The organism is Streptomyces sp. NBC_00273, from assembly GCF_036178145.1.
In the GTDB taxonomy this organism is placed as follows: Bacteria; Actinomycetota; Actinomycetes; order Streptomycetales; family Streptomycetaceae; genus Streptomyces.
The window spans coordinates 6,679,649-6,691,955 of record NZ_CP108067.1; the positions used below are offsets into that span (position 1 = coordinate 6,679,649).

General features: G+C 73.4%; 14 protein-coding genes and 1 other RNA gene. 8 read left to right on the forward strand and 7 right to left on the reverse strand.

All coding sequences use genetic code 11. The features are described 5' to 3' along the window. Positions 1-12 precede the first annotated feature (12 nt). The gene (locus OG386_RS29695) at positions 13-1,200 is read left to right on the forward strand and encodes a lipid-transfer protein (protein ID WP_328790640.1); all 1,188 of its coding nucleotides are present in this window, start codon (positions 13-15) and stop codon (positions 1,198-1,200) included. A gap of 162 nt (positions 1,201-1,362) precedes the next feature. Beyond that, positions 1,363-1,878, forward strand: coding sequence for a YcxB family protein (locus tag OG386_RS29700; protein WP_328790641.1), 516 nt, complete (start codon positions 1,363-1,365; stop codon positions 1,876-1,878). Between the two features lie 34 nt (positions 1,879-1,912). Here OG386_RS29700 and OG386_RS29705 read toward each other — a convergent pair whose 3' ends face one another. From OG386_RS29705 to OG386_RS29720, 4 genes are all read right to left on the reverse strand, one after another. Further along, the gene (locus tag OG386_RS29705; RefSeq protein WP_328790642.1) at positions 1,913-2,341 is read right to left on the reverse strand and encodes a hypothetical protein; all 429 of its coding nucleotides are present in this window, start codon (positions 2,339-2,341) and stop codon (positions 1,913-1,915) included. 161 nt (positions 2,342-2,502) lie between these two features. Continuing rightward, positions 2,503-2,787, reverse strand: coding sequence for a hypothetical protein (locus OG386_RS29710; RefSeq protein ID WP_328790643.1), 285 nt, complete (start codon positions 2,785-2,787; stop codon positions 2,503-2,505). Continuing rightward, on the reverse strand, positions 2,774-3,328 hold the full coding sequence (locus tag OG386_RS29715; RefSeq protein ID WP_328790644.1) for an RNA polymerase sigma factor: 555 nt from the start codon (positions 3,326-3,328) through the stop codon (positions 2,774-2,776). Before OG386_RS29715 ends, OG386_RS29710 begins: the two co-directional genes overlap by 14 nt. A 159-nt stretch (positions 3,329-3,487) precedes the next feature. Continuing rightward, positions 3,488-3,841 carry a DNA-binding response regulator gene (locus OG386_RS29720; RefSeq protein ID WP_328793408.1) on the reverse strand — a complete coding sequence of 118 codons (354 nt, stop codon included), beginning with the start codon at positions 3,839-3,841 and terminating at the stop codon, positions 3,488-3,490. Between the two features lie 253 nt (positions 3,842-4,094). Here OG386_RS29720 and OG386_RS29725 point away from each other — a divergent pair, with 253 nt between their 5' ends. Genes OG386_RS29725 through OG386_RS29735 form a run of 3 tightly spaced genes read left to right on the forward strand, consistent with a single transcriptional unit; the run spans position 4,095 to position 7,051 of the window. Further along, entirely contained in the window at positions 4,095-4,949 is an 855-nt protein-coding gene (locus OG386_RS29725) for a MaoC/PaaZ C-terminal domain-containing protein (protein WP_328790645.1), read from the forward strand. Between the two features lie 59 nt (positions 4,950-5,008). Further along, on the forward strand, positions 5,009-6,085 hold the full coding sequence (locus OG386_RS29730; protein WP_328790646.1) for a Zn-dependent alcohol dehydrogenase: 1,077 nt from the start codon (positions 5,009-5,011) through the stop codon (positions 6,083-6,085). A 24-nt stretch (positions 6,086-6,109) separates the two neighbouring features. Beyond that, positions 6,110-7,051, forward strand: a complete 942-nt coding sequence (locus OG386_RS29735) for a 3-oxoacyl-ACP reductase (RefSeq protein WP_327385754.1) — start codon at positions 6,110-6,112, stop codon at positions 7,049-7,051. 27 nt (positions 7,052-7,078) lie between these two features. On the opposite strand, the gene OG386_RS29740 is transcribed toward OG386_RS29735, so the two are convergent. Then, positions 7,079-8,155 carry a hypothetical protein gene (locus OG386_RS29740; protein WP_328790647.1) on the reverse strand — a complete coding sequence of 359 codons (1,077 nt, stop codon included), beginning with the start codon at positions 8,153-8,155 and terminating at the stop codon, positions 7,079-7,081. Between the two features lie 271 nt (positions 8,156-8,426). On the opposite strand from OG386_RS29740, the gene OG386_RS29745 reads away from it, so the two are divergent. The 3 genes from OG386_RS29745 to OG386_RS29755 are packed head-to-tail and all read left to right on the forward strand — an operon-like array spanning position 8,427 to position 11,355. After that, complete coding sequence (locus OG386_RS29745; protein ID WP_327385756.1) at positions 8,427-9,287, forward strand: Nif3-like dinuclear metal center hexameric protein; 861 nt, start codon at positions 8,427-8,429, stop codon at positions 9,285-9,287. Continuing rightward, positions 9,284-10,027, forward strand: a complete 744-nt coding sequence (locus OG386_RS29750) for a zinc ribbon domain-containing protein (protein ID WP_328793409.1) — start codon at positions 9,284-9,286, stop codon at positions 10,025-10,027. The genes OG386_RS29745 and OG386_RS29750 overlap by 4 nt, the downstream gene beginning before the upstream one ends. Continuing rightward, positions 10,027-11,355: a bifunctional RNase H/acid phosphatase gene (locus tag OG386_RS29755; protein WP_328790648.1), complete on the forward strand. Its 1,329-nt coding sequence runs from the start codon at positions 10,027-10,029 to the stop codon at positions 11,353-11,355. The genes OG386_RS29750 and OG386_RS29755 overlap by 1 nt, the downstream gene beginning before the upstream one ends. Positions 11,356-11,363: 8 nt before the next feature. On the opposite strand, the gene OG386_RS29760 is transcribed toward OG386_RS29755, so the two are convergent. Next, the gene (locus OG386_RS29760) at positions 11,364-11,711 is read right to left on the reverse strand and encodes a hypothetical protein (RefSeq protein WP_328790649.1); all 348 of its coding nucleotides are present in this window, start codon (positions 11,709-11,711) and stop codon (positions 11,364-11,366) included. A gap of 138 nt (positions 11,712-11,849) precedes the next feature. Continuing rightward, positions 11,850-12,251, reverse strand: an RNA gene (rnpB, locus tag OG386_RS29765) — RNase P RNA component class A. Positions 12,252-12,307 lie beyond the last annotated feature (56 nt).

Consider the following 12,307-nt stretch of genomic DNA (forward strand, 5'->3'; position numbering starts at 1 on the left):
GAGTTGTCGGGCATGAAGTCGTACATCGTGGGCGTCGGCATGACGAAGTTCGAGAAGCCGGAGTCGCGGGACTGGCAGTACTGGGACATGGCGAAGGAGGCCGGAACGGCGGCGCTCGCGGACGCGGGCATCGGCTACGACCTGGTCGAGCAGGTCCCGGTGGGGTACTGCTTCCAGGCCTCCACGGCCGGCCAGCGGGCCGCGTACGAACTGGGGCTCTCCGGAGTGCCGGTCTACAACGTCAACAACAACTGCGCGACGGGATCGACGGCGCTGATGATGGCGCGGCAGTTCGTGCAGGGCGGGATCAGCGACTGCGTGCTGGCGCTGGGCTTCGAGAAGATGAAGCGCGGCGCGCTCGGGGGCGGGGCCGACGGAGGCGACTTCAAGACCTCGCCGGTGGCCCGGCACTACGGGATCATGGCCGCGGGCCACGGCTTCGAGATGTCCCCGCCCACGGCGCAGATCTTCGGCAACGCGGCGCGCGAGCACATGGAGCGGTACGGGACCACGGCCGCGCAGCTCGCGGCGGTCGGTGCGAAGAACCACCGGCACTCGGCGAACAACCCGAACGCGCAGTTCCAGGACGTGTACTCGATCGAGGAGATCCTGGCGGCGAAGGAGATCCACGCGCCGCTGACGAAGCTCCAGTGCTCGCCGACCTCGGACGGCGCGGCGGCGGCGCTGGTGGTGTCCGAGCGGTTCCTGGTGCGGCACGGGCTGCACGACAAGGCGGTGGAGATCGTCGGCCAGTCGATGACGACGGACACCGGAGCGTCGTTCGCCTCGGGCTCGTGCATCGACGTGGTCGGCAAGCCGATGACGGCGGCCGCGGCCCGGCAGGCGTACGAGGCCTCGGGGCTCGGCATCGAGGACGTGGACGTGGTGGAGCTGCACGACTGCTTCTCCATCAACGAACTGCTGACGTACGAGGCGCTGGGCATGTGCGAGGACGGCGCCGCGGGGAAGTTGGTGGAGTCGGGGGCGACCACGTACGGCGGGCGGTGGGTGGTGAACCCGTCCGGGGGGCTGATCTCCAAGGGGCACCCGCTGGGGGCGACGGGGCTGGCGCAGGCCGCGGAACTGGTGTGGCAGTTGCGCGGCGAGGCCGGTCCGCGGCAGGTCGCGGGGGCGGGGGTGGGGCTGGCGCACAACATCGGGCTGGGCGGGGCGGCGGTGGTGACGCTGCTGCGGAGGTAGCGGGCCGGGCGGGCCGCCGCTCCCGGGGCTCCGCCCCGGACCCCGCCGGGCGCTGCCCCCGGCCCCGCGCCTCAATCTCCCCCAGCCACCGCTGGGAGGTGCCCCCGGGCGGGGCCGAAAGGGCTCACGCGTCACGGGGGCGGAGCGCTAGGCTCCGCTCCCGTGAGCGAGATACGCGAGGTGTCCTTCAGTGCCACCGGCAGCCTGACCAGGGACGAGTACGACGAGGCCGCCAAGGCGGCGGGGCTGTTCCGGCGGGGCCGGGTCGTGGCCTCCCTCAGTACGGTCCTCCTCGCCGCGGCGAGCGTGAAGCTGTCGTCCGACGGTCTCACCGTGTACCCCGTCCCGCTCGGGATCGCGGTGGCGTACGGCCTCGTCGTGCTGCTGCTCCTGCCGCGGTGGGTGGTGGGCCGGGGCTTCCGCAGCGGCAGGGCCGCCGAGGAGAAGCGGGTCGTGGTGGACGGCACGGGCATCGAGGTGTTCCGCGGCGGGGAGTCGCAGCGGATCGTGTGGGACGAGATGCGCTACTACCACGAGACGCCCCGGCTGCACGTGTTCGTGGGCCACTCGCGCCGCAGGACGTGTCTCGTGGCGGTGCCCAAGCGGCTGTTCGCCGACCCGGGCGAGAGCGAGCTCCTCGCCGCCTTCGGGCACGCGCAGGCCGGCGACGGCTCGTAGCGCCCCCTGCCCGACCCCGCCCGGCCCGCCCCGGTCAGAGCTTCTGGATGTCCTTGTGCACCACGTCGGAGCCGGGGTGGTCGGCGGCCAGGCGCACCTTGAGCGGGTGGCCGACCGGAGCCTTGATGATGATGTCGGGGTTCTCCCCCAGGCCGGTGCCGTTGCAGGAGGGTTCGCTGGTCAGGTTGGTCCAGCCGTTCACGTTGTGCGGGTCGTTCCACGACACCCAGGCACAGTCGCGCTCGCCGCTGGTGATCGACACCGAGATGATCCTGACCGCGTTCGCCGCGCCGTCGACGCGCTCGTAGATCACCGTCCCGATGTTGTGGTGGAGGCCGTTGCCGACCTCCAGGTCGACCTGGAGGACCGGGCCGGCCGGGGTGTCGGCAGCGGCCGGGGCCGCGCCTCCCGCGAGGGTCGCGAGCACCAGTGCGGCGGTGGTGGACAGGGCGGACAAGCGCATGGTTTCTGCCTCCACGAAGCTGGGTTGAAGGGCTCCCATCCTGGTCCAGCGGGAGGGCGCGCGCTGCTGCGGAATCCGTCAATCGGTGGCCGGGACGGCGCGGTTGCGCCCGTGCCGGGCCGCCGCCCGGCCCCGCCGGGCGCGCTGCCCGACCCCGCGCCTCACACGCCGGCCGGGGTGGAACCGGCCGGCTTCAGTTCGCAGCGGCCGTCCGTGCACTCCCGTTGCAGTCGGCCCCGGGAGAGCGTCTGGGCCAGTCCGATCGCCCAGCACATCGGGCAGCCGCGCAGGGCCACCAGGCCGAGGGGTGCGAGGGCCAGGGTGATCGGTCCGTAGAGCGGGAGGAGGGCGAAGGCGCCGACCAGGGAGCCGATGCCGACCGCGCCGCGGAGCAGGTGCCGGGGCAGGGAAGAACTCGCGAAGTCGGGGCCGTCAGTGATCTTCATCGGTGCCTCCGGGAGCCGGGTACAGGGAGTGCCGCAGGGCCGCGCGGGCCCGGTGCAGCCGTGATTTCATCGCGGCGGGGCTGAGCCCGAGCGCGTCCGCCGCCATCCGCCCGCTGTAGCCCTGGACGTCCCGCATGATCAGGACCCGCCGCTGGTCGGCGGGGAGGGCGGCGATCGCCCGCGCCACCCGGGCGGCGTCCAGGTGCTCCAGTACCTCGTCCTCGGCCGACATCACGGCGGAGTCGGGCAGCGGGGCGCGTTCGCGCGGCACCAGTCGGGCCCGGCGCAGGCACTCGTTGCGGACGATGCGGAACATCCACGAGGCCAGGGCTCCGGAAGCGCGCAGCATGCCGATCTTCCGGTAGAGGATGATCAGGGCCTCCTGGGCCGCGTCCTCGGCGTCCTCGGGGGAGGCGCACAGCGAGTACGCGAACTTCCGCACGTTCGGGTGCGATCCGGAGACCAGCGCGGTGACGGCATCGAGGTCCCCGCCCTGCGCGGCGAGGATCAGCGGCTCGGCGGGCCAGGTCGACTCAGCCACGGGAGCGGCTCCGACGGCGCGCCACGAGGACGGTGCACGTGCAGAGCAGGAGCAGGACGACGGCGCCGACGGCGACAGCAGTGATCACGACAACCTCCAGGTCAGGTGCCGGCCTCTGCGCCGGCACATGCATAAGAGGCGTGGGAGCCGCGAAAGGATTCACCCCAGGGCGGGGTCCACCACAGTCTCGCCCATCGAGGCGCGCCGGACGCTGTCCGCCAGGTCCCCGACCGGGCCGTCCCGCAGCACCAGCCCCACCGCGCCCGCGGCGAGGGCGGCCTCCGCGAGGCCGGGGTGCGCCGAGCCCGTCAGGACGAGCACCCGGCACTCGGGGTCGTCGGCCAGCAGGGCGGTCACGGCCGTGAGCTCCTCCACGAGGGCCACCGCGGGCCGGGCCATGGGGTCCCGGACGACCTCGATGTCCGGCTGGAGGCCGAGCTGGAGCGCCAGGGCCGGATTCGGCGGCTCCAGCAGGACGCGCAGGGCGCGTCCCTCGCGGTGATCGACAGGCATTTCGTCCACGCGGGCAGGGTATTGCCCCGCCTCCCGACGGGCACGCAACACGCCCTGCACGCAGCGGATCTGACGTGAAGTCAAGAGTCTTCCCAAGTGTGGGGGCGTGCGTTATACATTCCCTCACCGGCCGGGCCTAGAACGCGTTCTAGAACCGGCCCCCGCATGCGACCTCGGTGCGGCCGACGGTGCGGACGGCCGTGCCGAGGTCTTCCAAGGCCCCGGTTCTCCAACGACAGGGAGCAGCATCCCCATGCCGATCGATGCCGCCAAGGCCCTCGCCGCCGACCCCCGCCTGGGGGACATCGGCTGGGACCACAAGGACATCCAGCTCTACCACCTCGGCCTCGGCGCGGGCCTGCCGGCCACCGACCCGGACGAGCTGCGCTACACCCTCGAATCCAAGCTCCACGTCCTGCCCAGCTTCGCGACCGTCGCCGGCGCCGGCATGGCCATGCTGGGCGGCCTCGCCGCACCCGGGATCGACGTCAACCTCGCCGCCGTCCTGCACGGCGGCCACTCCATCGAGCTGCACCGGCCCATCCCCGTCAAGGGGCGGGCCACCTCCCGCTCGAAGGTCGCCGCCGTCTACGACAAGGGCAAGGCGGCCGTGATCGTGCTGCGCTCGGAGGTCGCGGACGCCGACGGGCCGCTGTGGACGAGCGACGCGCAGATCTTCGTACGCGGGGAGGGCGGCTTCGGCGGTGAGCGCGGGCCCTCCGCCAAGGAGGAGCTCCCCGGGCGTGCGCCCGACCGTACCGAGGAGCGGCACATCCGTGAGGACCAGGCGCTCCTGTACCGCCTCTCCGGCGACTGGAACCCGCTGCACGCCGACCCCGAGTTCGCCAAGACGGCCGGCTTCGACCAGCCGATCCTGCACGGCCTGTGCTCGTACGGGATGACCCTCAAGGCCGTCGTCGACACGGCCCTGGGCGGGGACGTCTCCCGGGTCCGCGCCTACCGCACGCGCTTCGCCGGGATCGTTTACCCGGGCGAGACCCTGCGGATCCGGATGTGGCAGGAGCCCGGCCGGGTCCAGGTCTCGGTGACCGCCGCAGAACGCGACGACGCGCCGGTCCTCGCCGACACCGTCGTCGAACACGCCTAGGTCGGTGTCTCGCCCCGACGAGACACCCGCTCACGCCCGACCACACAAGGAGCCGCACCGTGCGCGCAGCACTGCAGAGCGAGATCGGCCAGGACAAGCTCGAGGTCGTCGACGACATGGAGGCCGTCGGCCTCGGCCCCGGCAAGGTGAAGATCCGGATCAAGGCCACCGGCCTGTGCCACTCGGACCTCTCCGCGATGAGCGGCGTCCTGCCGCAGCCCGCCCCCTTCGTCCCGGGCCACGAGGGCTCCGGGGTGATCTCCGACGTCGGTGACGGGGTCACCACCCTCAAGCAGGGCGACCGGGTCCTCGTCTGCTGGCTGCCGCCGTGCGGCCACTGTCCGTCCTGCAAGCGCGGCCAGGGCCACTTGTGCCTGGCGAGCCTGGTCAACGCGGGCACCCCCAACTTCCGCCGCGCCGGCGGTGACATCTTCGGCTTCGCCGCCACCGGCACCTTCGCCGAGGAGCTCGTGGTCGACGCCGCCTGCGCCGTCCCGATCCCCGACGACGTGCCCTTCGACATCGCCGCGCTCATCGGCTGCGGCGTCACCACCGGCCTCGGCGCCGCCATCAACACCGCCAAGGTGGAGGCCGGATCCTCGGTGGCCGTCATCGGCTGCGGCGGCGTCGGCATGTCCGTCATCCAGGGCGCCAAGGTCCAGGGCGCGGCCCAGGTCATCGCCGTCGACCCGGTGGAGTCGCGGCGCGAGGCGGCCCTGCGGTTCGGGGCCACCGAGGCGGTCGGGCCGGAGGCCTTCGACGACGCCAAGAATCGGATCACCGGCGGCGAGGGCTTCGACTACGTCTTCGAGGTGGTCGGCAAGTCCGCCACCGCGCAGACCGCCTACAAGATGACCCGCCGCGGCGGCAGCGTGGTGATCGTCGGCGCCGGCGCGCTGGACGACAACTTCCAGATCGACATGTTCTCGCTGTTCTTCGACGAGAAGAAGATCCTGCCGTCGATGTACGGCGGCGGGGACGTGCTCCGCTCCTACGAGCGCACCATCGCGCTGTGGCGGGCCGGCCGGGTGGACCTGGCGAGCCTGATCACGCACCGGGTGCAGCTCGCCGAGATCAACGACGCGCTCGACCAGATGCGTACGGGCGTCGCCCTGCGCACCTGCATCGAACTCTGACCCGCTCTGAGAGGAACGCTTCGGATGTCACTCCCACTTGAGGGGCTCTCCGCCATCGTCACGGGTGCGGGCCGAGGGCTCGGTCGGGCCGAGGCGATCGAGCTCGCGCGGCTCGGCGCGAGCGTGGTCGTCAACGACTTCGGCCAGCCGGGCCGGGACGGCAGCGGGGAGGCCTCGGCCGCCCCGGCGGAGGAGGTCGCCGCGGAGATCCGCGCCGCGGGCGGCCGGGCGGTGGCGCACCTGGGCGACGTGGCCGACTTCGAGCAGGCGCGGGAACTGGTCGAGCTGGCGGTGTCCAGCTTCGGGAAGCTGGACGTCCTGGTCAACAACGCGGGCATCCTGCGCGACCGGATGGTCTTCTCGATGTCGGAGGAGGAGTGGGACTCGGTGATCCGGGTCCACCTCAAGGGCCACTTCAACACCACCCACTTCGCGTCCGTGCACTGGCGCGAGCGCGCGAAGGCGGCGGGCGGCCCGGTCTACGGCCGGATCGTGAACACCTCCTCCGAGGCCTTCCTGGGCGGCTCGGCCGGCCAGCCGAACTACGCGGCGGCCAAGGGCGGCATCGTGGGCCTGACCACCTCGACCGCGCTGGCGCTCGCGAAGTACGGGGTGACGGCCAACGCCATCTGCCCGCGCGCCCGTACCCGGATGACCGAGGACGTCTTCGCCGGCTTCCAGGTCCCCGAGGAGGGCAAGCTGGACGCCCTCGCCCCCGAGCACGTCTCACCGCTCGTCGGGTACCTGGCCTCGCCCGCTTCCGCCGGGGCCAATGGCCAGCTGTTCGTCGTGCACGGCGGGATCGTGGTCGTCATGGAGCGCCCGAAGGTGGCCGCCAAGTTCGACACGGCCAAGGAGTCCTTCTCCTTCGAGGAGCTCGACGAGCTCCTGACCCCGCACTACGCGTCCCGCCCGGCGAACGAGACCTTCGCCGCGACGGAGGTGCTGGGCCTCAAGCACGCCTAGGAGGCCAGGGCCCTCCGCCCTCCGCCCCTATCGTCCGGCCAGCGGTGCCTGCTGGAGGGGGACCGGGCGGGGGGCGGTCGGCGCGGGCGGATCCACGACCACCGGCGGGGGCGGGGAGGCCGGGAGGTTCAAGCCGACGATCCCGCAGGGCACCTCGGGCGTCGCGTACGGGAGGTGCAGGCGGCCCTGCGGGCTCCACAGGCCGGTCCCGCCGAGCCAGCCCGCCGGGGCGCCGAGCCGGAAGACGCGCCGGTCGGCGGGGCGCCACAGGCCGATGTCGCCCTCGGGCAGCCGCAGCGCCACCCCGCAGGTCTCCGGCATCAGGGACTGGCCGGGCTGGGCCGCGAACGGGTACGCGTCCCCCAGCCGGGCCAGGCACTCCGGGAAGCGGACCGGCAGCGAGCTGCCCGACACCCCCCAGCCCAGGCGCGAGGTGCCCGGGGCGTCGGAGCGGATCAACAGCAGCCCGCTGTCCGGGTCGGCCAGCAGCAGCCGGTCGTCGCTGTCATCGGTGATCTGCAGCAGCGGGGACACCTCGGCGCGCCCCAGGTCCACGGCGACGGCCTTGGTGGTGCCGTCCAGCTCGCGGTCCAGGGCCAGCAGCCGGCCCGCCCGGTCCAGCCAGACCCCGCCCGAGCAGCGCCCCGGGATCCGGGCGACGGGCTGCGGCCCCGACGGGCCCCCGGCCACCTGCCAGACCGTGCTCACGGTGTCCTCCGCGGCCAGGACGAAGGCACCGGATCCGGCCGGACACGGCGGGAGCAGGCGGACCCGTACGCCCTCCCGCACGTCCACCCCGCCCAGCTGGAGCTCCCCGGTCCTCGGCCCGGCACCGGCCCCCGTCGGGTACAGCAGCGCGAAGGCGTGGCGCTCCGCCACCCGCCGGTGGATCAGCACCCGCCCGTCGGTCAGCGGCAGCACCTCGCTGTCCGCCTCCTCGGGCTGCGCGAGCGGCAGCGGTACCGCGTAGGGCTCGGGCCCGGCGAGGGTCCAGCGCTCCGCATAGAGGGCGTCGCCCTCCCCGGCCAGCCGGGCGGCGTACGACCCGTCCGCGGCGATGCTGAACGCGGCCGTGGTCGTCATTTCGATGGCACAGACGGTCATCCGTGGTCACCTCCGGGGGGGAAGCTAGTTTTCGGGGTTCCCGGCGAACAACACCACCAACAGCGCTTCACACATACGGGTGTCCGCTCGGCGATTCGCGCGTGCTGGACGAGGCGGTTGTGCTGCGCGGCCCGTTCCCGTGGCTCCGCGGGCCCGTGCCGGGGGCAGGTGCGCGTTGGAATCATCCCGTTTGTCCGACCCGGAGGGGTGGGGCCCCGTCCGACAGGGCTGGCCTGACCGGGACGGTCGCCCCGGACGGTAGCCTTGGCCCGTGCCCCGTCTCTCTGAAGTCATCGCCGCGCTGGACGCTCTCTGGCCCCCCTCGCGGGCCGAGCAGTGGGATGCCGTCGGAACCGTCTGCGGCGACCCGGACGCCGAGGTTACCCGGGTCCTGTTCGCAGTCGACCCCGTCCAGGAGATCGCCGACGAGGCGGTGAAGCTGGGCGCCGACCTGATCATCACCCACCACCCCCTCTACCTGCGGGGCACCACCACCGTCGAGGCCGGCACCTTCAAGGGCCGCGTCGTGCACACGCTGATCAAGAACGACATCGCGCTGCACGTCGCACACACCAACGCCGACACCGCCGACCCGGGAGTCTCCGACGCCCTCGCCGGCGCCCTCGGCCTGCGGATCACCGGCCCGCTGGTGGCGGACCCTAGCGACCCGGAAGGCCGCCGGGGCCTCGGCCGGATCTGCGAACTGGACCACCCCGAGACGCTGCGCGAGTTCGCCGCCCGCGCCGCGGCCTGGCTGCCGCCGACCGCCCAGGGCATCCGCGTGGCCGGCGACCCGGACGCGCTGGTCCGCCGCGTCGCCGTCAGCGGCGGCTCCGGCGACAGCCTCTTCGAGCAGGTCCGCGCCGCCGGGGTGGACGTCTTCCTGACCGCCGACCTGCGCCACCACCCGGTCTCCGAGGCCCGCGAGACGAGCCGCCCGCTCGCCCTCGTCGACGCCGCCCACTGGGCCACCGAGTGGCCCTGGTGCGAGCAGGCCGCAGCCCAGCTCGACGCGATCTCCGAGCGCCACGGCTGGGGTCTGCGCACCCACGTCTCGCGCACGGTCACCGACCCGTGGACGGCCCACGCGCCGTCCGTCACACCCCCTTCTATCTCTGGAGCCCCCAACTGAACGCCGAGCCCGCCGACCAGATCCGACTTCTCGACGTCCAGGCGCTGGACGTCCGGCTGTCTCAGCTCGCCCACAAGCGCAAGTCGCTGCCCGAGCACGCCGAGCTCGACTCGCTCACCAAGGACCTGGCGCAGCAGCGCGACCTGCTCGTCGCCGCCCAGACCCAGGCGAGCGACACCGCGCGCGAGCAGACCAAGGCGGAGCAGGACGTGGACCAGGTGCGCCAGCGCGCCGTCCGCGACCAGCAGCGGCTCGACTCGGGCGTGGGCATCTCGGCCCGGGACCTGGCGAACCTGCAGAGCGAGGTCGTCTCCCTCGCCAAGCGCCAGGGCGACCTGGAGGACGTGGTCCTGGAGGTCATGGAGCGTCTGGAGGGTGCGCAGGAGCGCGTCACCGGGCTGACCGAGCGCGTCTCCACCCTGGAGGCCAAGACCGCGGACGCCACCGCGCGCCGTGACGCGGCGACCTCCGAGATCGACACCGAGGTCGCGAAGGTCACCAAGGACCGCGAGGTCATCGTCACCTCCATGCCCGCCGACCTGATGGCGCTGTACGAGAAGATCCGCACCAAGCAGGGCGGGGTCGGCGCCGCGCGCCTCTACCAGCGCCGCTGCGAGGGCTGCCGGCTGGAGCTCGACATGGCCGAGGTCAACGAGATCAAGGCCGCGGCACGCGACCAGGTCGTCCGTCACGAGAACTGCGGCCGCATCCTGGTCCGTACGGCCGACTCGGGCATCTGATGCAGAGGCTTGCCCGGTTCGTCGTGGAGGCGGACGGCGGGTCCCGGGGCAACCCGGGGCCGGCCGGCTACGGCGCGGTGGTGCTCGACCCGGCGACCGGCGAGACGCTGGCCGAGCGCGCCGAGTACATCGGCGTCGCGACGAACAACGTGGCCGAGTACAAGGGCTTGATCGCCGGGCTCGCGGCGGCCCGTGACCTGGCGTCCGACGCGCAGGTCCTGGTCCGCATGGACTCGAAGCTGGTCGTCGAGCAGATGTCGGGCCGCTGGAAGATCAAGCACCCGGACATGAAGCCGCTCGCGGCCGAGGCCGCGCGGATCCTGCCGCGCGCGCAGGTGACGTACGAGTGGATCCCGCGCGAGCGGAACAAGCACGCGGACCGGCTCGCGAACGAGGCGATGGACGCGGGCAAGCGCGGCGAGCAGTGGGAGCCGTCGGCGTCCACGGCCGCCCTCGACCACGGCGCGGCGCGCGCCCTGGCCACCCCGCCGGCGCCGGCCGGCCCGCCGGGGGACGCGGCGAAGGGCGCCGCGGCCGTCCGCGCAGCCCTGGTCTCGGCCTCCGGAGCCGCGGCCACGGCCGCCCAGGAGGTCGCCGACTCCCTGTTCGCCGACGCCGAGGCCCTGGCGGACGCGATCGAGCCCTGCCTCGACGCCGATGCCCCGGCGGTCGCCGCGGGCAGCCACGGCTGGGGCCCGGACATGGGGGCGCCGGCCACCTTCGTGCTGCTGCGGCACGGCGAGACCGCCCTCACCCCGCAGAAGCGCTTCTCCGGCAGCGGCGGCAGCGACCCCGAACTGTCCCCGGCGGGCCTGCGGCAGGCCGCCGCGGTGGCCGAGGCGCTCGCCGCCCGCGGCACCATCCAGAGCGTCATCAGCTCCCCGCTGCGCCGCTGCCGCGAGACCGCCCAGGCGGTCGCGGACCGCCTCGGCCTCACCGTGACGGTCGAAGAGGGCCTGCGCGAGGTGGACTTCGGGGCGTGGGAGGGCCTGACCTTCGCCGAGGTCCAGCAGCGCTTCCCGGACGACCTCCAGGCCTGGCTGGACTCCCCGAAGGCGGCCCCCACGGGTGGCGGCGAGAGCTTCATGTCCGCCACCCGCCGGATCTCGGCCACCCGTGACCGCCTGCTGTCCGCCCACGCGGGCCGCACGGTCCTGCTGGTCACCCACGTGACCCCGGTCAAGATCCTGGTCCGCCTAGCCCTCGGCGCGCCGCCGGAAGCCCTGTTCCGCATGGAGCTCTCGGCGGCCTCCCTCTCGGCGGTGGCCTACTACGCGGACGGCAACGCCTCGGTCCGCCTCCTGAACGACACCTCCCACCTGCGGTAGACCCGCGCTCAGGGTGCGGGCTTGAAGGGGCCGAGGACCTCCACGGCCCGGCCCAGGGCGCGGCCGAGGTTGTGCGCCTCGGCCCGGGCGGACTGGACGGCGCCGCGCGCCTGCCCTGCGTACGGGCGGGGCGGCGCCCCGTCCGGTGCGGCCCAGTCGCCGGCGTCCCGCCGTCCGATGTGGACCTCCAGCTGGCGCAAGGCGTCTTCGAGACGGCGGGCGAGTTCGAGCAGGTTCCCGGTCACGGCAGCGATTTCGGCGGGGTTCGCGTAGGCATTGCGGGGGTCGGTGGTCGCTTCGGCGAGTTCGCGTATGCACGCGGCGGCCGAGGCCGCGCGGGCGGGGTGATCCGTCATGTTGGTGAGAGTGCCGCATCGGCCGGGCCCCCGGAAGGTACGGCGCACCGACTGCCGGGATCCGGTGGCGGGGCCGCCGCCGGGCGGGGCCGGGGCGGGGAGCCCACCGCCCCGAACGGGGAGCGGGAGCGGAAGCGGCAGACGAGCCGGCCTGTACGCCGGGTTCTGTCGCCCGGTGACCTCGCGGTCGCCGGGGAGACGGCCATCCATCTAGGACCGGTGTTGCCACCGGCCTCGTGCGGTCTACCCGCGAACTCGGGCGAGCAGCCCTCGAGCGTTCGCGCAGATCCGTCCGGGGACGGATCCTCTTGACCTTGCTCCGGGTGGGGTTTACCTAGCCGCCTGAGTCACCTCAGGCGCTGGTGGTCTCTTACACCACCGTTTCACCCTTACCGAGGGCCGAAGCCCCAGGCGGTCTGTTTTCTGTGGCACTGTCCCGCGGGTCACCCCGGGTGGCCGTTAGCCACCACCCTGCCCTGTGGAGCCCGGACGTTCCTCGGCGGGATCCGAGGATCCCGACGCGGCCGCCCGGCCGACTCGTCTGCCGTGGCGACCATGTTACCCGCGGCGACGGTCGCACTTGACCTCGCTTGACC